The organism is Paenibacillus sp. FSL K6-0276 (assembly GCF_037977235.1).
In the GTDB taxonomy this organism is placed as follows: domain Bacteria; phylum Bacillota; class Bacilli; order Paenibacillales; family Paenibacillaceae; genus Paenibacillus_AQ.
Map to the genome: position 1 here is coordinate 1,820,994 of NZ_CP150276.1, position 23,412 is coordinate 1,844,405.

General features: G+C 42.6%; 20 protein-coding genes and 1 pseudogene. 16 read left to right on the plus strand and 5 right to left on the minus strand.

Going from position 1 to position 23,412, the window contains the following annotated elements:
- The first annotated feature begins 165 nt into the window (after positions 1 to 165).
- The 16 genes and pseudogenes from MHH52_RS08300 (at position 166) to MHH52_RS08375 (ending at position 16,050) form a co-directional block, all read left to right on the plus strand.
- Positions 166 to 762, plus strand: coding sequence for a hypothetical protein (locus tag MHH52_RS08300; protein WP_340007854.1), 597 nt, complete (start codon positions 166 to 168; stop codon positions 760 to 762).
- A 164-nt stretch (positions 763 to 926) separates the two neighbouring features.
- Positions 927 to 1,949, plus strand: coding sequence for an extracellular solute-binding protein (locus MHH52_RS08305; RefSeq protein WP_340007856.1), 1,023 nt, complete (start codon positions 927 to 929; stop codon positions 1,947 to 1,949).
- A 22-nt stretch (positions 1,950 to 1,971) separates the two neighbouring features.
- The gene (locus MHH52_RS08310) at positions 1,972 to 3,072 is read left to right on the plus strand and encodes an ABC transporter ATP-binding protein (protein ID WP_340009548.1); all 1,101 of its coding nucleotides are present in this window, start codon (positions 1,972 to 1,974) and stop codon (positions 3,070 to 3,072) included.
- Positions 3,069 to 4,724: an iron ABC transporter permease gene (locus MHH52_RS08315; protein ID WP_340007858.1), complete on the plus strand. Its 1,656-nt coding sequence runs from the start codon at positions 3,069 to 3,071 to the stop codon at positions 4,722 to 4,724. Before MHH52_RS08310 ends, MHH52_RS08315 begins: the two co-directional genes overlap by 4 nt.
- A gap of 141 nt (positions 4,725 to 4,865) precedes the next feature.
- Positions 4,866 to 6,566: a histidine kinase gene (locus MHH52_RS08320; RefSeq protein ID WP_340007860.1), complete on the plus strand. Its 1,701-nt coding sequence runs from the start codon at positions 4,866 to 4,868 to the stop codon at positions 6,564 to 6,566.
- The gene (locus MHH52_RS08325) at positions 6,559 to 7,347 is read left to right on the plus strand and encodes a response regulator (protein ID WP_340007862.1); all 789 of its coding nucleotides are present in this window, start codon (positions 6,559 to 6,561) and stop codon (positions 7,345 to 7,347) included. The genes MHH52_RS08320 and MHH52_RS08325 overlap by 8 nt, the downstream gene beginning before the upstream one ends.
- A 326-nt stretch (positions 7,348 to 7,673) precedes the next feature.
- A pseudogene (locus tag MHH52_RS08330) lies at positions 7,674 to 7,844 on the plus strand (TetR family transcriptional regulator); the annotation flags it as partial.
- Positions 7,845 to 7,846: 2 nt separating this feature from the next.
- A complete protein-coding gene (locus tag MHH52_RS08335) occupies positions 7,847 to 8,209 on the plus strand; it encodes an ROK family protein (RefSeq protein ID WP_340009550.1) in 363 nt (120 codons plus the stop codon).
- Positions 8,210 to 8,389: 180 nt separating this feature from the next.
- Complete coding sequence (locus MHH52_RS08340) at positions 8,390 to 9,154, plus strand: type II CAAX endopeptidase family protein (protein WP_340007864.1); 765 nt, start codon at positions 8,390 to 8,392, stop codon at positions 9,152 to 9,154.
- A 254-nt stretch (positions 9,155 to 9,408) separates the two neighbouring features.
- Positions 9,409 to 9,666 (plus strand): hypothetical protein, encoded by a 258-nt coding sequence (locus MHH52_RS08345; protein ID WP_340007866.1) that lies wholly within the window; start codon positions 9,409 to 9,411, stop codon positions 9,664 to 9,666.
- Positions 9,667 to 9,962: 296 nt separating this feature from the next.
- The gene (locus tag MHH52_RS08350; protein ID WP_340007867.1) at positions 9,963 to 10,796 is read left to right on the plus strand and encodes a DUF4362 domain-containing protein; all 834 of its coding nucleotides are present in this window, start codon (positions 9,963 to 9,965) and stop codon (positions 10,794 to 10,796) included.
- Positions 10,797 to 10,839: 43 nt separating this feature from the next.
- Positions 10,840 to 11,553 carry a response regulator transcription factor gene (locus MHH52_RS08355; protein ID WP_340007868.1) on the plus strand — a complete coding sequence of 238 codons (714 nt, stop codon included), beginning with the start codon at positions 10,840 to 10,842 and terminating at the stop codon, positions 11,551 to 11,553.
- Positions 11,553 to 12,488: a sensor histidine kinase gene (locus MHH52_RS08360; protein ID WP_313636938.1), complete on the plus strand. Its 936-nt coding sequence runs from the start codon at positions 11,553 to 11,555 to the stop codon at positions 12,486 to 12,488. Before MHH52_RS08355 ends, MHH52_RS08360 begins: the two co-directional genes overlap by 1 nt.
- A 117-nt stretch (positions 12,489 to 12,605) precedes the next feature.
- Entirely contained in the window at positions 12,606 to 13,526 is a 921-nt protein-coding gene (locus MHH52_RS08365) for an ABC transporter ATP-binding protein (RefSeq protein ID WP_340007871.1), read from the plus strand.
- The gene (locus MHH52_RS08370; protein ID WP_340009552.1) at positions 13,510 to 14,211 is read left to right on the plus strand and encodes an ABC transporter permease; all 702 of its coding nucleotides are present in this window, start codon (positions 13,510 to 13,512) and stop codon (positions 14,209 to 14,211) included. Before MHH52_RS08365 ends, MHH52_RS08370 begins: the two co-directional genes overlap by 17 nt.
- Before the next feature lie 207 nt (positions 14,212 to 14,418).
- Positions 14,419 to 16,050 carry an ATP-binding protein gene (locus MHH52_RS08375; RefSeq protein WP_340007873.1) on the plus strand — a complete coding sequence of 544 codons (1,632 nt, stop codon included), beginning with the start codon at positions 14,419 to 14,421 and terminating at the stop codon, positions 16,048 to 16,050.
- A 67-nt stretch (positions 16,051 to 16,117) separates the two neighbouring features.
- Here MHH52_RS08375 and MHH52_RS08380 read toward each other — a convergent pair whose 3' ends face one another.
- The 5 genes from MHH52_RS08380 to pgmB all read right to left on the minus strand — a co-directional run bounded on the left by MHH52_RS08380 (position 16,118) and on the right by pgmB (position 23,218).
- The gene (locus tag MHH52_RS08380) at positions 16,118 to 16,969 is read right to left on the minus strand and encodes a DegV family protein (protein WP_340007875.1); all 852 of its coding nucleotides are present in this window, start codon (positions 16,967 to 16,969) and stop codon (positions 16,118 to 16,120) included.
- A 157-nt stretch (positions 16,970 to 17,126) separates the two neighbouring features.
- Complete coding sequence (locus MHH52_RS08385; protein ID WP_340007877.1) at positions 17,127 to 18,014, minus strand: AraC family transcriptional regulator; 888 nt, start codon at positions 18,012 to 18,014, stop codon at positions 17,127 to 17,129.
- A gap of 118 nt (positions 18,015 to 18,132) precedes the next feature.
- Positions 18,133 to 19,815 carry an alpha-glucosidase gene (locus tag MHH52_RS08390; RefSeq protein WP_340007878.1) on the minus strand — a complete coding sequence of 561 codons (1,683 nt, stop codon included), beginning with the start codon at positions 19,813 to 19,815 and terminating at the stop codon, positions 18,133 to 18,135.
- Positions 19,816 to 19,905: 90 nt separating this feature from the next.
- Positions 19,906 to 22,239, minus strand: a complete 2,334-nt coding sequence (locus MHH52_RS08395) for a glycoside hydrolase family 65 protein (RefSeq protein ID WP_340007880.1) — start codon at positions 22,237 to 22,239, stop codon at positions 19,906 to 19,908.
- A gap of 322 nt (positions 22,240 to 22,561) precedes the next feature.
- Entirely contained in the window at positions 22,562 to 23,218 is a 657-nt protein-coding gene (gene pgmB / locus MHH52_RS08400) for a beta-phosphoglucomutase (RefSeq protein ID WP_340007882.1), read from the minus strand.
- Positions 23,219 to 23,412: the final 194 nt, after the last annotated feature.

Below are 23,412 nucleotides of genomic sequence, written 5' to 3' on the forward strand. Positions count from 1 at the left end.
TTTCTTATGTTATGATTACACGTATTCACACTTGATCAACGAATTTCTTTTATATCTAGGGGTGCTAATCAGAATGAGCCAACACTGTACCGACTTACATAGGATCGCGAATGGAATGACCAGGAACCGTTTCCCTTTCGAGGATAACTTATCCCCAGAAATGGAGTGTATCTTTTATTTGAAATAGGTGAATACGGGCATGGTGTTGATCGAATTGTTCGAGTAGGCACACATACGGGTCCCAACCAACTTCGGTCGCGCTTGAAGCAATATTTTGTACAGGAGAATAAAGATAGAAGTATTTTTCGCAAAAATATAGGCAGGTGCTTCCTGAACAAAGACAAAGATCCATATGCAAGTGTATGGGAGTTGGATTTTACAACGCGAGCAGCCAAGCTCAAAAGTGGGCATTTAATAGATCCAGCTTATCAGTCAAATATCGAGAGCAGGATGTGGGAAATAGAAAGATATATTTCTTTATTGATGGGAGAAATTCCAAGATTATTAGATGATACCAATGGGTATGGTCCTAACGGAAAAATCTATATTGCACACGTTGATATTCCTATGAATGTATTGAAAGCATTTGAAGACTTAAAAGTGGAGTATGGAGATTTGGTGAGAGTTGCAAATCCTTTGTATGCTTCGAGACTGGGATATTTAGTGAAGCGATCTCGTGTAGTACCACGTCGTTCCTTTAAAGAGATCTGCTTGATCATCGATTACACGGCATCGTTTTGCTATTTCCTTGTTTTGAGTTGAACGCCTAAGTCTTTCCGAAACGGCGTTCTTTCGTTTGTCCAGAATATTAGTTGCGTATTTTAGACGATGTTTGCGGATTATAGGATTCAGCTGCGAGTAGGGTTCTTGTTACAATAACATTGTAAATACGAAACAAAACAACTCAGTTCGAGGGGGAAATAGCAATGAAGAAGTTTTCAAAGCTGATCATCGCAGGTATGTTAGTTATGACAGCGCTTACGGGTTGCGGTGGTAGTGAGAAGGAGTCTGCTTCATCCAATAAGCTTGTTGTCTATAGTCCGAACAGTGAAGAAATTATTAAGACGATTATTCCGATGTTCGAGAAACAAACAGGGATTAAGGTTGAACTAGTAACGGCTGGAACAGGCGAAATTGTTAAGCGCTTACAGTCCGAAAAGCAAAATCCATACGCTGACGTCATGTTCGGCGGATCCATGGCAGGATATCTTGAGAACGTTGACTTATATGAGCCGTACGTTTCGCAGAACGATGAATTCCTACTTGAAGGCCATCGCAATAAATCAGGCTTTGCTACTCCTTTTGTTTCAGATGGAAGCGTTCTCTTAGTGAATAAGAACCTGATCGGCAACATCAAGATTGACAGCTACGCTGACTTGTTGAACCCGGAGCTTAAAGGGAAAATTGCTTCGGCCGATCCGGCAAGCTCAAGCTCCGCATTTGCACAGCTCACGAATATGCTGAAAGCGATGGGCGGCGACTATGAGAACGAGAAAGGCTGGAGCTATGTCAGCGAATTAATCAAGAACCTGGATGGTAAAATCGCGAGCGGTTCAGGAGCTGTTCATAAAAGTGTGGCTGACGGGGAGTTTGTGGTTGGCTTAACGTATGAAGATCCATCGAACACCTATGTAAGAAACGGCGCTCCTGTTGAAGTGGTCTATCCGAAAGAAGGCGCTGTATTCCTAGATGCGGCATCCGGTATTATCAAAAGCGCGCCGCATATGGACAATGCGAAGAAATTTATCGACTTCATTCTATCCAAAGAAGCGCAAGATGCATTTGGCACGCAATTAACGAATCGTCCACTGCGTAAAGATACGAAGCTTGGCGACTATATGACGCCTTACGACAAGATCAACATGATCAACGAAGACACGGATTATGTCAGTAAAAATAAATCCAAAATCATTGAGCACTACACGGACGTATTCACAAGCACAAAATAAACGAAAGAATTAGGTGACAACCATGACAGTAACGATTAACATCAAAGACTTAGTCAAGAAGTATGCAGATGCGACGGTCATTCCTGCGTTGTCCCTGGAGATTAAGAAGGGTGAGTTCTTCACCCTTCTCGGTCCTTCCGGATGCGGGAAAACCACACTATTACGGATGATTGCTGGCTTTAACAGCATTGAAGGCGGGACGATCAGCTTCAATGAACGGGTCATCAATCAGGTCGAACCAGGCAAACGGAATATCGGGATGGTATTTCAGAACTATGCGATTTTCCCTCATTTGACGGTCAAAGGCAACATTGCGTTTGGTCTTGAAAACCGGAAGATTCCTAAAGAACAAATTGCCGCTAAGGTCGATGATATTCTGAAGGTTGTACAAATCGAGCAATATAAAGACCGGATGCCGAAGAATCTATCTGGAGGACAGCAGCAGCGTGTCGCGCTTGCTAGAGCGATCGTCATTCGTCCCGATGTGCTGCTCATGGATGAGCCGCTATCCAACCTCGATGCGAAATTACGGATCGACATGCGAAATGCAATCAAGGATCTTCAGAGGGAAGTTGGGATCACAACCGTATACGTCACGCATGACCAAGAAGAAGCGATGGCTGTATCGGATCGAATCGCGGTCATGAAATCGGGGATCATTCAGCACCTGGGCACACCGCAAGAGATTTATCAACGTCCTGCCAATGTATTCGTGGCTACCTTTATCGGTCGAACGAACATTATCGAAGGCACCCTAACGCAAGTGGAAGGCCGTTATTCCTTACAGATCGGTTCTGATTATGCTGAGCCAATGTCTAACATTCGCGTTCCTAAACCACAAGCTTCGCTGAAAGTACAAATTTCGGTTCGCCCGGAGGAGTTCATCATGACGGAGGACCAGAGCGGGATCCGAGCTACCATTGTACACAGCGTATTCTTGGGACAAAACACACATTATTTCGTAGATCTCGAATCGGGTCAGCGGATCGAAATCACGCAGGAATCGAAAACGAGTCAAATCCTTTCCCCCGGTGAAGTGATTTATCTGAAAGTCAAAACAGACAAGATTAATGTATACGATGCTGCGGGTGAATTGAACTACACAGGGAGCGGTCAGCTATGAATGATACGCGCAAACGGTTTGACATCTGGACGAACATTTCGTTACTGATCTTTGTCTTCTATATTCTCTTTCTAGCATTTCCGTTATTCACCATGCTGATTAAGAGTTTTTACAACGGCACGACAGGAGATTTTTCACTCGCGTATTTTACGAAATTTTTTAGCAAGCCCTATTATTTAATGGCATTATTCAACAGTATTAAAGTGACTGTCTGTGTTACCGCGCTCTCTGCGCTGATCGCAACGCCGCTGGCCTACTTGATGTCAACGGTTAAGATTAAAGGGAATTCTACCATACGAATTATGATTCTGATTTCGTCGATGTCAGCACCATTCATAGGCGCTTACTCCTGGATCTTGCTATTAGGCCGAAACGGCGTAATTACTCAATTCATCAAAAATGTATTTGGGTTCACGATGCCTGATATATATGGTTTTACAGGGATTCTCGTTGTACTAACGCTACAAATGGTTCCGCTTATCTTTATGTATGTATCCGGAGCACTCAAGAATGTGGATCAATCACTGATGGAAGCAGCAGAGAGTATGGGCTACAAAGGATTTAACAAAATGCGCAAGGTACTGTTACCATTGATTACACCAACCTTGCTAGCGGGCGGATTGCTCGTATTCATGCGCGCACTTGCTGACTTTGGTACACCGATGCTGATCGGTGAAGGGTTTAAAACCGTTCCCGTCCTTATCTTCAATGAATTTATTAGTGAGGTCGGCGGCGATGATGGGTTTGCTGCTGCGATTAGCGTCATTGTCGTGCTCTTTGCTACCGTGATCTTCTTGTTGCAGAAATATGTATCCAATCGTAAATCTTTTACAATGAGCGCTTTGCATCCGATTGAAGCGAAGAAGAAGTCGGGTGTCGGTAATATTGTGGCTCACGTAGTGATCTATGCCTATACGCTAATCGCGCTCTTGCCGCAGCTGTACGTTATTTATACGTCTTTTCTCAAAACAAACGGTCGAATCTTTGTCGATGGGTACTCATTGCAGAGTTACATTGATGCATTCAGCAATATTGGCGGTGTCATCGCGAATACGTTCTTCCTCGCGATCGTCTCTCTTGTGGTCATTATTCTGCTCGCGATTCTGATCGCTTATGTGACGGTGCGTCGTAGAAATGCATTGACGAATACGCTTGATATTTTCACCATGTTCCCTTATATCGTGCCTGGATCCATCTTAGGTATTGCACTGCTCATTACCTTCAATGACAAGCCGCTCGCATTAAGCGGAACCGCACTTATTATGATCATCTCCTTCGTGATTCGTCGTTTGCCTTATACGATTCGATCGAGTGCAGCGATATTGCACCAGATCAACGGGGGCATTGAAGAAGCGGCGATCAGTTTGGGAGCTTCCCAGATGCGAACATTCTTCAAGATTACACTTCCGATGATGGTGGCGGGTGTTGTCTCAGGCGCTATTCTGAGCTGGGTTACCATCATTACGGAATTAAGTACCTCGATCATCTTATATACGGGGAAAACGAAGACGGTTACGGTTGCGATTTATACCGAAGTTATTCGAGGCAACTATGGTGTCGCTGCTGCGTTGTCTACCATACTAACTTTGATTACCGTCATCTCACTGCTGGTCTTCCTCAAGCTGTCTGGGCAGAAGGAAGTATCGCTATAAAGCTCGTTCATATCATGCAAGTCGGCACCTGGCATAAGGGTCGGCTTGTTTTGACATTTAGAGATTATTACCATGGACGAATGTCTTTCTTTTTCCTTACACTGAATAGGAGAGGCGTAAGGCACATAGTCGGAGGACAGCATGAAACGTAGAAAACATCGCAATTTTAAAGAATCGACCCGTCGCTTGTTTCGTTTATATACGATGATTCCGTTTGCGATATTAATGGTTTTGTTCGTTATATTTACGATTGTCAACGGCAGAATCAACATCATGCAGAAAACGAATCAAGCTGCACAATCCATCAGTCATTCCATCACTGAAGTCTATCAACAATACCATGATGAGATTCAGCGGATGGCGGATTCTCCTGCCGTTGTGAACTATGTGAGTACACATTTGGGAAGCGAGAAGGTATACTCTGAATTCTATGATTTCAACAACCAACAGAAGGTGAAGGGCATATTTCATATCCTGAACAAAGACGGGATTTTCCTCGCCACCTCTGCACCAACGAATTTATTGGATTCCGACTTTTCTTTCCGAAACTTCATTCACCGGGTGGAGTTGTATCCGAATGAGACGATAGCTGAAATGAACAGCTTCCGGTACTCGCATGATCGGACTACAAGCTATTCGTTTGGCCGAGTGATCGTGAAAGATGGTCAGACGATTGGCTACATTATCTATCAGCTGTATGAAGCCGATTTTCAGAAGCTGATCTTTACGCAAAATAATGAAATCGCGTTGATTACCGATGAGTATAAGACGATCATTGCGACCACTAGTAACATTACCAAAGGGGTTCTAAACAAGTTCCAACCTACACTGGATAATCAGGGACATGCCCAGATTAATAACGGAAGCTACTATATGTATTCCAAACCCATCCAAGGTACGCCGCTGCAAGTGTTTACGCTGAATTCCAATAACTCAGAACAATACACGTACTATACCGTGGCTATCTTTATCGTAGCGACTTGTGTGCTGCTGTGGATTATGCTGCAGTTCTTATCGAATAAAATGTCATCCCGCAATTCAGAGTCGATTGACAAATTCGTTGCTGCGCTGGATGTACTAAGAGATGGGAAGTTAGATGGTTATGTCGATATTCAGACGGGGGATGAATTCGAAACGCTGGGTCATGAGTATAATGCGATGCTGGACCGGCTGCAGGACTTGTTGGAGAAAAATAAAGAGCTGTCGGAACTCAGTACGATGATCGAAGTCAAACAATTGCAGGCACAATTCCACCCTCATTTCATTTTTAACGTGCTCGAAACCTTACGGTATGCGATCAAGATCGATGCAAATCAAGCACAAGAGATTGTAATCCTATTATCTCGCTTGTTGCGCTATAGTATCGGACATGATCGCAGCGTCAAGCTGAAGGATGATATGAATTATGTGCACGATTATTTGAAGCTCCAGCAAATTCGATTCAATGAGCGACTTGAGTATCGCATTTCCGTCACGGAGGAGACACAAGAGATATTCATTCCTAAGCTTTTACTGCAGCCCTTTATCGAAAACGCTATCAAGTATGGGTATCAGAATCAGAGCAATGTCCTGATTGAGATTCGTGTTTATACGTCGGACGAACAGCTGATTCTTGAAGTTCAAGATAATGGTCAAGGGATGGATGAGAAGACCCTACAGGAAGTTAATCAGCTATTGCGAAGCCAGAATAACATGACGCAGCATATCGGACTGTACAACGTTCATCGTCGTCTAGTGCTTCTGTATGGTGAAGCGTCTGGGATTCGAATGAATAGCATCCAAGGAAAAGGTACCTGTGTGACCGTTACAATTCCTTTCGAAAGGAGTGGATCAGATGTTTAAAGTGCTGCTTGTTGAAGATGAAGATATGATAAGGCGGGGCATTCGATTTAGTATCGATTGGTTGAAATATGATTGTATTGTGATCGAGGAGGGGCTGAACGGACAAGATGGGCTGCAGAAAATCTGCGAATACAAGCCAGATATCGTGATTACGGACATTAACATGCCCATTATGGACGGTATATCCATGATTCGTGAGGGGCTCGAGCAGCATACCTTCAGTAGTATCATCATCTCGGGCTATAATGAATTTCAATTGGCGAAACAGGCGATTCAGTTAGGCGTAACTGAATTTCTCGTGAAGCCGTTAGAGGACGATCAACTCATCGCAGCATTGGAATCGGCGAAGGCCAAAGTGGACCTTCTCCGCAAATACGAGATTATTTCCAATCATCCGCAAGAGAAAGAGGAGATCATTAACAGTCGGTTTCTGGAGAAAGAGACGAAGACATCGAAGTACGTATCCAAAATGATCGCCTATGTGCAGGAGAATTATCCTAAAAAAATCAGCATTCATGATCTCGTGGAAGAGCTGGATTTAAGCGCTTATTATTTGAATCAGAAATTCAAGGCGGATACCAGCTACACCTTCAATGAGTTCCTGAATCGCTACCGTATTCAGAAGTCCATTGATTTGTTAAAAGCAGGAGATGGCAAAGTTTATACCATTGCTCAGGATATTGGTTTTAGTGATTATAAATATTTTATCAGCATCTTCAAAAAATACGCTCATGGGACACCCAGCAAATACCTAGAATATTTCGGGGAGAAGGACTTGTAAGTGTATATACTTTGGAGGATGGCAGTTACCAGGTACGTCACTTATATGCGGAGCAGGAAACAATACAATCCATTATCTTTAAAGATCTACAAATTCCAATGAACACGTTATTTACTCTATAACAACAAACACAATTAGCCGGCGAGATATATTCTCGACCGGTTATTTTTGTTCTCCAAAATTAAGCACTGCATCTCAGTATTCCATCTTTGTTGAGAACAGTGAAGATATTTTCTGGAATTTCCATTGACGCATATTTAGTTTTAAAGGTATATTAATCAATGTTTTAAACGCTGTTTAATTGATGTCGAGTTGAGGAGAGTTCTATGACGAAGGAGAAGATTCTGGACGCAACGCTGCATTTGATTAAGTCCGATGGGATTGATAGTGTCACCATTCGGAAGATTGCTAGTGAAGCTGGCACCAATGTAGCGCTAATTAATTATTATTTCGGGTCGAAAGAAAAGCTTATGCATGAAGCGATGAAGATGATCTTGGAATAGATGATGCCTTTTCACGTCGCGGAATTCTTCGCCTGGCTGAGCAGATGGGAGCTCTAGAAAAAGGGATGGACGTGAAGGAACTCGCAGAACATACAAGAAACGGTAATAGCTTGTGCTGCAAGGTGTTTGAAGAATTCGGTACACGATTGGCTGAGATGCTAAGGTCCTATGTTATAGGCTATCGGCCAAACCGTATCGTTATTGGCGGTCAGATTGCTAAAAGTATTGATTTATTTGGTCCCGCCCTCCAGACGGGATTAGCTGAATCATCTATTGTTATATTTACTTCAGAAAATGTGTTCGAGCATACTCTTATCGGAATATCGAGATTATTTGATAGTTCCTCCGGATTCAAGTGAGACTACAAAAATAACCAGTCACCGATCGATTGTCGGTGACTGGTTATTTTTGTTCTCCATCTTCGGCTAGAAATAGAGCATTTCATCAGGGATTATAAATGAACTTGTCAGTTCATTTTTAGTTCATATTCCATTGATAGGATACCCAGTATAATAATAAACGTTGGAAGGATGAGCAACATGATTAAAGTAAAACAAACAGTAGATTATCCATTGTATAATGGACAGCCGTATTTCATGCCCATTGGCAAATGGGTAGTGATCCTAGCAAGTATCGTTTTAGGTGTATTACCAATGCTCGTAGATATTCCCTTTATGTCTCTCGAAGTGCAGAGCAAGATCGGTCCGTTTCTATTCACGTTGTTACCGTTAATCGGATTAGTGTGGGCAACCAAAGGAAAGTTAGGAATTCTCTTCAAAAAGCCTAAAGTGAGTCATGTATTATACGGGATTTTATTCTTTATTATTAATCTCATCGTAACGATGGCGGTAGGAATGCTGCTTAAATCGCTGGGAGCTCCTTTAACAGATAATGCGGTGCTTGGTCATGGGAATACCCTTTCAATAGGTGAGAAGCTCTGGACGATGTTTGTATCAGGATTTCAATTGATCGGCGAAGAATTGTTTACGATCTTGCCATTCTTGGCGATTATGCAGCTTTGCTTCATGGGCTTAAAAATGTCACGCAAGGCGTCCGTGCTCATTGCATTAATCGTAACAGCACTCATATTTGGTGCATTGCACCTACCAACGTATCATTTTAATTTTACTCAGGCCATTCTAGGAATCGGAATCGCTCGAGTTATTCTAACGCTTGCTTACATGAAAACAAAGAACATTTGGACTTCCATCATTGCACATATTTTAAATGACTGGGCGATTTTTGGGATGGGCATGTTAGGTAGCGCAGCAGCAGCACCGTTTCTGATGCATTTCTTGCATTAAGGGCCGCAATTGATGCACAGTCTTAAGATAATCTGAAATTATTTATAGGACAAAAATAGCCTAACCCATGAGCGATTTCGCTTGAGGGTTGGGCTATTCTTCATTAGGGTCAATTCCTGAACCGTTTTGTGACTTTCAAATTGGATCTTCGATGTGGAACAGCCCATAGGTTGGAGTCAAGTTCTGTACTTTGACCGCGTTGAAATGTTAGAGTATCGTATCAGCGAGGAGTATTTGCCTGAAATAATCGCCCGGTGCCAGTTGGAACAATGGGATTAGTTATTGATAAGGATCATCCGCTATTCGCAAATTTCCCTTCTGATGAATTCTCCACGTATCCTTGGTGGAATATCGTATCGATTTCTAAGTCTATTATTATGGATGGTGTGGGCAAAGATTGGAGTCCAATTGTACAATCGATCGATAATTTTGAACGAAATCATAAATTAGGTTTGCTCTTTGAATGTCGTGTTGGAAAGGGTAAGCTTCTTATAAGTGCGATAGATGATTAGAAAGTTTCTGAGGTGACAGAAGGAAGACAGTTTCTTTCTAGCATTATCAGTTACGTGAAGTCGAATGACTTCAATCCTCAGTATGAGGCTGATCTAGCCGAGCTTTTAAAGTTCATTCGATAATACATTTTGAGCTGATTGGGTTATCCAATCGGCTTTTTTTTGCTATCGCGTTTAAATTTATATCCATCTCTCTATCATCCGATATCCTTCTGAAGGGATACCCAGCCTTCATAATTATTGGTATACTTTAACAAATGATTCTACTTATGGTGTGTTTAAGGAGGTTATGATCGATGAGATCGAGCGGTATTCTTCTTATTTTTATAGCGCTTACTATAACCGGGTGTTTTAATCAGCTATCCAATGGAGAAGCCAAGTTCACTACTAGCATTAATGAAGAAGAAGATGTGATAAACAGCCATGGAATGATTGTTAAGAATCGTGAGAAGCTGGATGCTTTTATCCAAGAGAAAAAGGGTACACAGCGCGTGGTTCATTACACGATTGAAGGTGATCCGATCTTTAATGACTTGAAATACACCGACCACGGGATTGAAATGCGGCATGATAATTCAGAAGATACGTTTGGTAGTCCCCAAGTAACAAAATACACTTGTCAGAACCTTGTTAGAAACGAAACGGATAAGCTTCTGTCGTATACCTTAACGGGGTGTGAGGGTGAACAAGCAAAGATTGAGCTGCTACAGATCCCTTTTGACGTAACGAAACAAGACAAATTTGAGTTTGTTTTAAAGTATGGTGTGAACTTAAAGAATGAGATCAACACCATTGATATGAAGTTAGTCAAAGATCTCCAGAATGGAGAAGTTGTTGAGGTTAGCGATTTTAGGCTTTCTGAACAGGAACTTGGACAAATCTATAAAGAAATGGTTCTAGCGAATTACTTAGGTGATAAAAAATTGTCTACTGAGTGTAATCGAAAACCTGCTGAAAGTTACGATTTATCGGTTCAGATCAATAATGGAGAGCGTCATTATCAGTGGACGGAATGCCAGAATACTGAGGATGATGGTCAGATGACTGAACTAGCTCAAGCGATCATTAAGATCGTGCAGGCCGGAAGTATTTATAAGCAACTGCCTGAGGTAAAGGGGCATTACGAATAATCTAGCATTCATATGTATTCTCAGATCATTGGAGGCAGCATTCATGCACCGTATATTGTTAATTGAAGATGACGAAGCGATTAGTGAAATGGTTAGGTCTTATTTAGTAAAAGAGGGCTATGAAGTGGAAACAGCATTTGATGGTGAAGTAGCGGAAAGGACATTCCGTACCAGTAGTCCATTTGATCTTGTACTGTTAGATTTAATGCTGCCCAAACGCAGCGGTACTGACATTCTCCAGACGATCCGCGCGGCAAGTCTCGTTCCGGTGTTGATTATGTCTGCCAAGGACAGCGATGTGGATAAAGCTCTTGGCCTCGGCTTTGGGGCGGATGATTATATTACCAAGCCATTTTCAATGATCGAATTAGCTGCTAGAGTGAAGGCTGCGATTCGACGAGCGGGTTATGCTACTCCCCCAATCCAATCGGAAGCTCCAATTCCTGCGAAGAAAATGATTTCCATTGGCAGATTAACTGTGGATTTGTATAATTTCTCTGCGCTAAAGAACGGAGAAGAAGTGAAGTTAACCTCCAAGGAATTTCATATTCTTAAGCTGTTCGTCACGCATCCGGGCAGAGTCTTCACCAAAGCGCAGATTTATGCTAGCGTGTGGGCAGATGATTATTTCGGGGATGAGAACGTCATTAATGTACATATGAGAAGATTACGCGAAAAAATAGAAGATGATCCCTCCCATCCAGAGTACATCAAGACGTTATGGGGGATCGGGTATAAGCTGGGAGAGCAGCTATAATGAGTATGGCGCTTAGTGTGGTCATTCTACTCCTGATCGTCGTCATTGTATGGCAATATCAAAATTCGCGTAAAGCTTCAAGTGACCTGAAATATATTCATGACAAGCTAAGTAGCATCATGACTCAAGGTTCACACGAAAGACTGCTGCTATTCAGCAGTAATTTGGAGCTACAAAGTGTGCTAATTGATCTAAATCGGCTGCTCGACGTTAACCATAAAGGAAGCATTGAGCACGTGAAGTTGGAGAAATCCATGCGTAATATGCTGTCGAATATTTCCCACGATCTTAAGACTCCGCTAACGGTAGTACTCGGTTATATTGAGACGATTCAGCAGGATGAGCATATGCCAGCCGAGGAACGGAAACGTATGATGAATACGATTCACCAGAAAGCTAATGAAGTGATCCATCTGATGAACAAGTTCTTTGACTTGGCCAAACTGGAATCGGGGGATCGGGAAATCACCCTTTCACGTGTTGAGGCAGGTGAAGTATGCAGACGCAATATCCTTTCTTTCTATGATATCCTTAGCGCCAAGGGCAGTGAGGTGGAGATAGAGATCCCTGATGAGACACTTTACTTCATGGGGAACGAAGAGGCGCTTGACCGGATATTGTCCAATTTGTTATCGAATGCGATTGCTTACGGTGATGCCGGTGGCGTATTAGGCATGAAACTCTATAGTGATGAGAACAAAGTATACATAGATGTTTGGGACCGGGGAAAAGGCATTAGTGAAGTTCACCAGGATAAAGTATTTGAACGTCTCTATACACTGGAGGATTCGAGAAACCGATCGTATCAAGGCAGCGGTCTCGGTCTAACCATCACCAAAAGATTAACGGAGCAAATGAATGGAACCATTACACTGTTTAGTCAACCGTATGTGAGAACGGTATTTACCCTTTCTTTCCGCAGATTGCGTTTCTAAGGGGAGATATTGTATGCAGCTTAAGATTTTCGTAAGAATTCAGTAATAAAAAAGAAAATTCCGCTGTGTACAATAAGAACTAAGGAAGACGAGACGAAAACAAAGGGGAGCACGGAAATGACTACTATACTTCGAACAAGAAATTTAACGAAAACCTACCAAGGCAAGGAAGCCGTCAGCAATGTGAATATGAATATTAAACAAGGTGAAATTTATGGTTTTCTCGGACCGAACGGTGCCGGCAAAACAACCGTCATGAAAATGATTACGAACCTCGTTAAACCTACTAGCGGTGAAATTGAGTTTTTCAACGAAAAAATGACGAATCATTCTTATGAAATGCTCAAACGGATGGGCTGTATCATTGAATATCCTGTATTCTATGATAAACTGACAGCCAAAGAAAATCTGATTCTGCATGGAGAGTACATGGGCTATTATGATCCAAAGGCGATTGGTGAAGCGCTAGAGCTGGTTAAGTTAACAGGGATCGACAACAAGCCGGTGAAGCAATTTTCTCTCGGGATGAAACAGCGTCTTGGCATTGCCAGAGCCTTCATGACGAAACCGGAGCTACTCATTCTGGATGAGCCGATTAATGGGCTAGACCCTGTAGGAATTAAAGAGATGCGCGAAGTGTTCCGGATGCTTAGTCGTGAATATGGGATGACGTTACTCGTATCTAGCCACATTTTGGGGGAAATCGAACAGATCGCTGATACTATCGGTGTGATCCGGCAGGGTGCTCTGGTAGAAGAAGTGGCGATGGATTCCATTCGTGGCCAGAACACAGAATATATCGAAGTAATTACGAATGAGATTAACAAAGCAGTGTATGTGTTGGAACATAAGCTTACCCTAACTAATTTTAAAGTGCTGGATCACTGCACAGTAAGAATATATGACGGCGGTATTTCACAGCGTGATCTTAACAAGGCACTAGTTTTAGAGGATGTGGAGATTGAAAGTATAAGCAAGAAACAACATACGCTGGAAGATTATTTTTTACAACTGATTGGGGGTGAAGGCGTTGCTTAAATTAATATCTTTGGAGATCCGCAAGAACAAACTAAAAAGTCTTCTTACAGGTGCAGCAATCGTCAATCTTGCCATTCTTGCGTTTATGATTCTGGTTATATTCATAGACCAAAGTGAGAGTGAGGGGACGTTCAATACTTATTCGGATGTGTTTGAGGGATTGTTCGTTTTTGTTAAAGCCGCATATCTCATTTTCGCTTCTGTTATTATAAGTAAGCTGATTATTGATGAGTACAAGAACAATACCATCACCCTTCTCTTTATGTACCCCATATCACGTAAAAAGCTGATGACCGCCAAAATAATGATTGTGTTCATCTTCACATTTGTCTCTATCATTGTTTCAAGTATTGTAATTGGAGCTATCCTGCTTGGCATCAACTATTTTGTAAATATTGTTCAAGGTGAGTTGACACTCCATCTCATTACCACAGAGCTGATTAAGACGGTAGCTAGTGCATTTTACGCAGCGGGTATCGCTCTAATACCATTGTACTTTGGGATGAAGAAAAAATCAGTCCCAGCCACCATCGTTTCTGCTGTGTTGGTTACCTCTCTAATTTCTGGTGGATTTGATCAAGCCCGCTTAGGTAATTTAGCTGCTGTATCGATCTCCCTTGGTTTGCTAGGAGCAGGTATTGCTTTTCTAGCCATTCGCAATATCGAACATAAGGATATAGCCTAAGATATTTACAGAAATCCCTCTTAAGAATCTCAGTAACGATGTAAAAGCATCGTGGCTGGGTTCTAAAGGGGGATTTGGCGTTTATCAGCGACTGATTTCGGTATATTTGATATAATGGTCTCAAAATAAGAAATTAAAAAATTGAGATGATTTAGGCTCGTTTTGGGGTAATGATAATGGATGAGAGAGCCTGAGGTGAAGTGAGCAGTGGATAAAGACTGGACGTCCATTCTAATAAGATTGCTTTCAGAAGAGAGCGCTTATAAATCGTTATATGACAATCATCCTAATTTGATAATTGTTTTGGATAGGCAAGGTCGCTGCGTAGGAACGAATCGTACTTTCTATCTAGGATCCAGCGCAGAAGCACCGTTCCAAGATATAGGTCTAACATCACCTAAGAAAAGAAACCATGGTGATGTTGCATATTTTGAGGCTGCCCTACAGGGAAATCCATCTAGCTTTGAGTTGCAAGATATGGAGAACCCCAAAGCGGACTCTGTGAGGGTTAACTTTATTCCTATAACAATGGAAGAGGGAATTGCTGGGGTATTCGCGATCATTCAGGTTGCTAACGGCAACTATCTTTCTCATTCGGAAGTGTTACAAGACTGGCTAGACACATTGGCGGATTCCTTCATTGTTGAATTACCCGATAAGGCAGAACTGGAGATAAACTTCAAGCCTACTTCCGCTGCTGCAGTCGAGGATAAGCGTTCGAGCCTTATTCTGAATTCTGTCTCAGCAGGAATATTCGTGCTCGATACTACGGGGCGGACCCTCTTTATTAACCGTGAGGGAGCGGATATGCTAGGCTACCAGCCCGCAGAATTAGTTGGTCTCAAGCTTATGGAGTATATTCATCATATCCAAGGTGATGGCTCACGTTATTCGACTCCTGAATGTCAGATCAGTCTTACGATTGAGGATGGAATTATCCGCAGGAAAGACGATGAGATCTTCTGGCGTAAGGATGGAACCAGTTTCTTCGTTAATTATCGGGTGGCGCCTCTTATTGATGGGGGGGTGGTCGCAGGTGCAGTTATTGCCTTTAGCGATATCACGAATGCGCGAGAAATCATTCGAGCTAAGGAATCTGCAGAGCAGGCAGCGCAAGCCAAATCGGATTTCTTGGCCATGATGAGTCATGAAATTCGGACCCCGATGAATGGTATGATCGGGATGTCTGATCTTTTACTTGAAACTGATCTTGGAGAAGAACAGCGAGGTTATGTCGAGATTTTACGAAGCAGTAGTTACACGCTATTACAGATCTTGAATGACATTCTTGATTTCAGCAAGATGGAAGCGGGTAAAATGCCACTGCAGTCCGAAAAGTTTGATCTCCGGGAGATGTTATCAGACATCATTGATTTATTCACGCCTAAAGCCGAAGAGAAGAAGTTGGCCTTGAGATGGTGGGCAGATACAAGTGTTCCAACAACTTTAATGGCCGATCCGATCCGTTTGCGACAGGTTATCGTCAATTTGGTAGGAAATGCCCTGAAATTCACAGAACAAGGAAGTGTCACGCTATCGGTTAAGAACATTCCACTCTCGGATTCAAAAGAATATTTACTGGAGTTCTCAGTACGTGATACAGGTGTAGGTATTGCCGATAATAAACTCAATCTATTGTTTCAATCCTTCTCACAGCTGCATCCGACCATCAATCGTAAATATGGCGGTACAGGTTTGGGACTCGCTATTTGTAAGCAGCTTGTTGAGCTGATGGGAGGGACAATCTTTGTAGAGAGCGAAGAGAATAAAGGCTCAACGTTCCGGTTTATGCTTCCTTTCATAAAAGAAGAGGTAGAATTAAAAATAACTCTATACTAGTACGGGTAAACACAAATCTCCGGTCCATTTGCGAAAAAGGCAATGGCCGGAGATTTGTGTTCGTTTATTAATCCTGAAGCATATACATGAGACCTACAGTATGCGGGCCACAATGACTGCCAATAACACATCCTGCATGGATGATCGCAATTTCTTCTACCTGAGTCTGTTCTCGTAGAGCCTTTTCTAAATATAAGGCATCTTCTTCCGCCAAGGTATGCACAATAATGAGCAGTTCTTTATCCATATGATCGACGTTAACTAAAGCATTCTGGAGCATTTGTTCCACGGCTTTTTCTTTTTTGCCACGGCTTTTGCTAATAGGTACGATGCTACCCTCCACTAGTTTTAACACAGGGCGGATTTTGAGTAGACTACCGATGAAATTCTGCATACCTGAACAGCGTCCACCCATATATAAGTAATCTAGCGTATCTACAACGAATTCTGTTTCTACAAGATTGCGACTGTGCTCCAGCATAGCTGCAATCTCTACGGCACTGAGACCTTTTTCAGCGGCTCTGACAGCTTTCATAACGAGAAGGGCTATGCCTCCACATAAAGTCTGTGAATCAATAACCTGTACACGCCCCTCAGGGAATTCCCCAGCAGCCAAAAGTGTATTCTGATATGTAGAGGATAGTGAAGAGGAGAGGCTGATATATACAATATCATTTCCACTACTAATTACCGGATTAAAAGCGGCCATAAAGTCAGCTGGCGAAGGTGCTGCAGTCTTCGGCAATACTCCGCTAACGGCTACACGGCGATACACTTCTTCTGGTGTGATATCTTTACCATCTTTGTAGGTTCCCTCTTCAAATACTACGTAAAGGGGAACGATGCCGATATCATAAGTATCCTTCCAGCTTTGAGGCAAGTCGGAAGTGCTATCTGAAAAAATTTTTACAGTAGACATGAAATTCTCCTTCACGGATAATCGGATAACAATAGTCATTATTGAACCACATAATCTATTTATTATACCAAGACTAAGCTGATTCTCAAAATGAATTAATAGGAATTCTGAAAGAAAAAAAAGACTATCCGGGGATTCCGAATAGTCTTTATAAGTATTAATCTTTTTTCATGACCGGTATCCAGATTTCACAGCGATAGTCCTCTGCGTCTGGTCTGCCCGGAAGGTATAGTTCAAACTCGGGTCCTCCTGTAGTTTCGTAGCCTGTTGAAGGGAACCATTCCTGAAAGATCCGTGCCCATGTTTGCTGGATAGCATCTGGCATCGGTCCTACTGAGGTGAACACAGCCCAACTCGCAGCTGGTATCGTTGTAGAAGCAAAGCCCTGAGCATCAGTCTCTGGAGAGGCTTCGACAGCGATCCAATAGGAGAAGGTTTCTTTTTCGTGATTGAAATCTTTACAAATACCAAGTATATCCTTATCTACACCGATCTCAATCAGCTTATCCGACATACCATTTGCGTTAGCTTCGATCCACAACTGGGGGATGCGGCGTAGATTTTCCCCATCTTTCGTTGTCATTTCCTCTACTAGTCCGATAACATTAAAGGCGTCTCTTTTCTCAATTCTGTAGTCCATTTCTTTATCTCCCTTCAGTGATAGATGGAAGGAGAGTCTAGGGAAGGCTTTGAGCTGTACCCCTGACTCCCGCGCAGCAGAAGGAGTAATTCCATGTGCCTTGCGGAATGCTTTGGCAAACGACTCGGGTGAGTCATATCCGTACTTTAGTGCGACGTCCAGCACCTTAACTTTAGAAATAGCGAGTTCCTGTGCAGCCAGAGTCAATCTACGTTTACGGACATAGTCTTTGACTGATACTCCTGTAAGCATGTAGAACATGCGCTGGAAGTGAAAGGGGGAGGAATAAGCCACCTTTGCTATATCTTCTACATTAAAGGGTTCCTCCATCTTGCTCTCCATATAATCTAAAGCCTCTTTCATGCGGATAAGCCATTCCAAGTCTTCCATCTCCCTTGAGTTCATACTATCATGCCACCATTTGTAAATCCTGTTATTCCTTGCTCTCTAATGACAGGTCACAGGTAGAAGAATAATCATAGCGAAATCATCCTATATAGTATACTCAGGAAGATGTATAGAGTCAGTCTTGTAATCTGTACACTCTTGCTTCGTAAGGACGCAAGATTTCTAATGTTGATGATTCATCTGGGTAATTTCCAATGATTAACTCAGTAACGGCACTCAGCTCTGCAGAGAGATCAACGGTTTGTGGAGTTTCGCTGAAATTCAGCAGGACCAGCCATTGATCATCATCTAATGTTCTAGTGTAAGTATAGATATTCTCATGCTCAGGCAGGAGTAGCTTATATTCACCGTACGCCATAATGGGATTCTCTTTGCGTAAAGCAATTAGCTTTTGGTAGTAGTAGAAGATCGAATCAGAATCTGCCAATGCTTGCTCCACGTTAATATCCTTGTAGTTCGGATTAACTTTGAGCCATGGCTCACCCTCTGTAAAACCAGCATTCGTAGAAGCATCCCATTGAATTGGCGTACGAGCATTATCCCGGCCTTTGATATGGATAGCGTTCAGAATCGTATCATGATCTGCGTCACCCTCTGTTACTTTTTCACGGTACATATTCAGAATTTCGATGTCTTTATAATCTTCCAAAGCTGTGAATTTTACATTCGTCATTCCAATTTCTTCACCTTGGTAAATATAGGGGGTGCCTTTAAGTGTATGTAGTAAGGTTGCGAGCATTTTGGCAGATATCACGCGGTACTTCTCATCATCACCAAACCTTGAAACCATACGCGGCTGGTCATGATTATTTAAGTACAGACTATTCCAACCCTTCTCTGCCAGACCAACCTGCCATTTATGAAGAATATCGCGCAGCTTGGTTAATGTCCATGGGGCTACATCCCACTTGCCTCCTGGACCGGAATCCACATCCATATGTTCGAATTGGAACACCATCTGAAGTTCTTCGCGATCTTCGTCTGTATAAAGAACGGCATCCTCTACCGAAGCCCCTGGCGTTTCCCCGACGGTCATAATGTCATAGTTGGAAAGTACCTTTTGGTTCATTTCATGTAAAAATTCGTGAACCCGGGGTCCATTCATAAAGTAATCGCCACCCCATGCTAGTTCCTCTGGAGCTTGGCCTTCAATTTGAAAGGAAGGTAGCCCTTCCGCTTTAGAAATCAAATTAATAACGTCCATCCGCAATCCATCCACACCCTTGTCGAGCCAGAAGGTAATCATCTTGTATAATTCCTCGCGAAGCTTTGGATTGTCCCAGTTGAGATCCGGTTGCTTGCGTGAGAACAGATGTAGATAGTATTCACCGGTAGTCTCATCTAGTTCCCAAGCCGGACCGCTGAATATGGAGCTCCAATTGTTGGGGCGTTCACCATTCGGTCCACCCGGACGCCAAATGTAGTAATCACGGTACGGATTATTCTTTGACGAACGGGACTCTACGAACCATTTATGTTCATCTGAAGAGTGGTTGATTACAAGGTCCATCATTAGCTTAATGCCACGATCATGTAGTCCGGTCAGGAGTTCCTCCCAGTCTTTTAGCGTGCCGAATTCATCCATAATATCTTCATAATCGCTGATGTCATAACCATTATCATCATTTGGCGATTTATATACAGGCGACAACCAAACTACATCGACTCCGAGCTTCTTCAAATAATCCAGACGTGAAATGATTCCCTGCAGATCTCCAATACCGTCACCATTGCTATCTTGAAAGCTGCGAGGATAGATTTGGTAGACGACAGCTTCCTTCCAAAATGTTCTTTTCATTAATAATCACTCCTTATATAAGATATCCATTTAGGTAAAAAAAAGAGACCCTAAAAGCTTTAAGCTTCAAGGGTCTCTTGTGGTGTCGGTTTATACTGTGACGGAATTGCTATCAGCAGTGATGCTGCTTAGTCCGTTCACGGTATATTCTTTGTCGTAGATAGTAATAGAAGCTGGGATATCAGTTTCATTCGTAACAGTAACCTGTGCGTCCGAAACGCTTACTTTAAGACGGGAGCCACGGAACATGATTTTGAAAGAGTACGCTGTCCAATGACCTGGGTTAGATGGGCTTAGCGCCAATCTGCCATCATGCACACGTAGTCCGCCGAAGCCATGTACGATCGACATCCAAGTACCAGCCATGCTAGTGCTGTGTAAGCCGTCTTCGGTGTCATTGTTATAGTTATCAAGATCCAGTCTTGAAGTACGCAAGTACATTTCATAAGCCTTATCCTTATATCCCAGCTCGCAGGCTAGAATAGAGTGGATACAAGGGGATAGGGAGGACTCATGAACAGTGATCGGCTCGTAAAAGTCGAAATTCTGTTTTTTAGTATCGAGATCGTAACGATCTCCTAAGAAAAATAATCCCTGTAGAACATCCGCTTGTTTAATGAAGCAAGAACGCAGAATACGATCCCATGACCATTTTTGGTTTAGTGGCAGGTTCTCAGGTGCCAGATCCTTGACTTGAATAATCTCTTTGTCTAGGAAGCCATCTTGCTGCAAGAAGATACCCAGTTCTTCATCCGCAGGATAATACATCTTGGCAATGATATCATTCCATTTTGCGGTTTCGCTTTCTTTGAGCCCTAGTTTGTCAACTAGTTCTGCATAGCGCGTGGATTCGTTCTTTTTCAGATAATCCAGAGCTTCTAAGGTATATTCCATAGTCCAGGAAGCCATCCGGTTGGTGTACCAGTTATTATTTACGTTATTTTCATATTCATTAGGTCCTGTTACGCCAAGCATCACATATTTGTCTTTACGGTGCGCGTAGTGAACACGTTCTTCCCAGAAGCGGGAGATTTCAACTAGAACTTCAAGACCATATTGACCTAGATAAGCTTTGTCTCCAGTGTAGTTCACATAGTTGTAAATCGCGTAGGCAATAGCACCGTTCCGGTGAATTTCTTCAAACGTAATTTCCCACTCATTGTGACACTCTTCGCCGTTCATTGTAACCATTGGATACAATGCGCCTTTTGCGAAACCAAGCTTACGAGCATTCTCCTTAGCCTTCTCCAAATGTTTGTAACGGTAGATCAACAGGTTGCGAGCAATAGAGGAGTCCGCTGTACTTAGATAGAAGGGAACGCAATACGCCTCTGTATCCCAGTAAGTGCTGCCGCCGTATTTTTCACCCGTAAAGCCTTTAGGTCCAATGTTCAGACGGTCATCTTCACCATTGTAGGTTTGGTTCAACTGGAAAATATTAAAGCGAATCGCTTGCTGTGCCGAAACGTCACCTTCAATAATGATGTCGCTTTCTTTCCACTTCTCTCTCCAAGCTTCAATTTGTTCTGTCAGAAGGGGGACGAAACCAGCTTCCTTAGCAGCTTGCAGGGCAGTTTGAGCGGCTTCGACCAATTGTCCAAGACCGTGATTACGGGAGGTAACGTTTGCTACATATTTATAAATGACGATTTGATCGCCTGTTTGTACGGTTACATTCGTTTTACTGGCAACATATTTCTCTTGTTCAATCGATTCAGCTTCAGCGTTGATCTTCTCACCGTTGATCTTCTCACCGTTGACAAGGATATCAAAAGCCATAGCAGAGGTTACATGAAAATCGAGTTTTTTAGTCTTAAGGGTGAGGTGCCCACCTTCAGGTGCTGCTTGCTTCTCAACTTCATTCCAGAATTTCTCGTCATAGTTGGAATCCTTGTTCTTAACATCGCCGTCGAGATAAGGAGTGATCGTAATATTGCCTGCAAAATTTACAGGAATGATGGAGTAACGAATAGCGCCGATTTCTTGACGAGTCATGCTGACGAACCGGATACTCTCAACTTTAACTTGTTTACCATCTTCGAGCGTGGCAGTGAAGCTACGGGAAAGCGTACCTTCCTTCATGTTAAGTACACGGCGGAAATCGGAAACAGTGCATTTTGCCAGATCAAGAGGAGTTCCTTCGATGTCGATGTTAATACCGATCCAGTTCGTGCTGTTCAGTACTTTGGCAAAATATTCGGGATAGCCGTTCTTCCACCAGCCGACCCGTGTTTTGTCAGGATAGTACACGCCAGCCATGTAGCTGCCTTGTAGGCTACTACCACTATATTGCTCTTCAAAATTAGCTCGACCACCCATAAAACCGTTGCCAAGACTAAATACGCTTTCAGAGATTTCTTGAGTCTGTGGATCAAAAGATTCTTCAATAATGGACCATTCATCAATTGTTAAATATTGTTTCACGATAACCGGCTCCTTTAAATATGTTAGGGGAATATATAATGAACAAATCATTCTTTCATTAAAATTCCGGTGATATAAGTGCGACTGCGAGGAATCTTTGGACTTTCGATCGCTGTTATAATCAGATTTCTATATTTTAGCCGCGTTTTGCGGATGAAATCTGATTATAAAGGCGAACGCTACGCTTCTACAGTTCCAAAATTCCTCTCCGTCTCCTCATCACCAGAAATCTAATGATTAATACTTAGTTCATTTGATTGTAGGTTGGATGCAGCAGGGCGACTCACATTAACACTTTCAGTTGATTAATGTGAGTTAGACTTTAAGAAAAAGATTTTTTGAGCTGTGACACACTCATATGAGCGAGTGATGGAACAACGATATTTGCTGCATTGAGCGTTTCCGGTGAACCAATTCCAACACTGAACATACCAGCCCGGGTAGCGGCCTCAATTCCTGCTTCAGCATCTTCGAAGACAACACAGTGCTCGGGAGCAGCGCCAAGTGCTTTAGCTCCTAACAGGAAAACTTCCGGATCAGGTTTAGCAGCACTAGTGTGTGTACCATCGATGATCGCATCAAAGTAAGGGGTCAATCCGGTATTATTTAATATCGTCATTGCGTTCTTACTGGCAGAACCGAGAGCAACTTTGATGCCATTCTCACGGCACTCTTTCAGGAAATCAAGTGCACCTGGCAGAATCTCTGAGCTATCCATCTTTGCAATATATTCGACATAACGATTATTCTTCTGTTCCGCAAGCTTAGCTTTCTCTTCTTCATCGATAGTTAGTCCGCCGATTTCCAGCAAAATGTTTAGCGAGGCAGTTCTGCTGACTCCTTTAAGGCGTTCGTTATCTTGTTCTGTGAAGAGAAATCCCAATCCATCTGCAAGCTCTTTCCATGCAATATAATGGTATTTGGCAGTATCAACGATAACACCATCCAAATCGAACAAGCAGGCTTTAATTTCCATCATTGTATAACCTCCTAAAAGTTGTGACAGTACCCGTGATCCATTGGCTAATCGTATCTGAATCTGATTTCGATCGTATAAGCTTCGCTTAAGATGGTTAAGTTTATCCTAACCTCAGATCCGAATATTCACCCTGAAAAGAACTGGATCAAGAAGTATTTAATGATTTAGCGCAAACGTTTGTACAGATCTTCAAA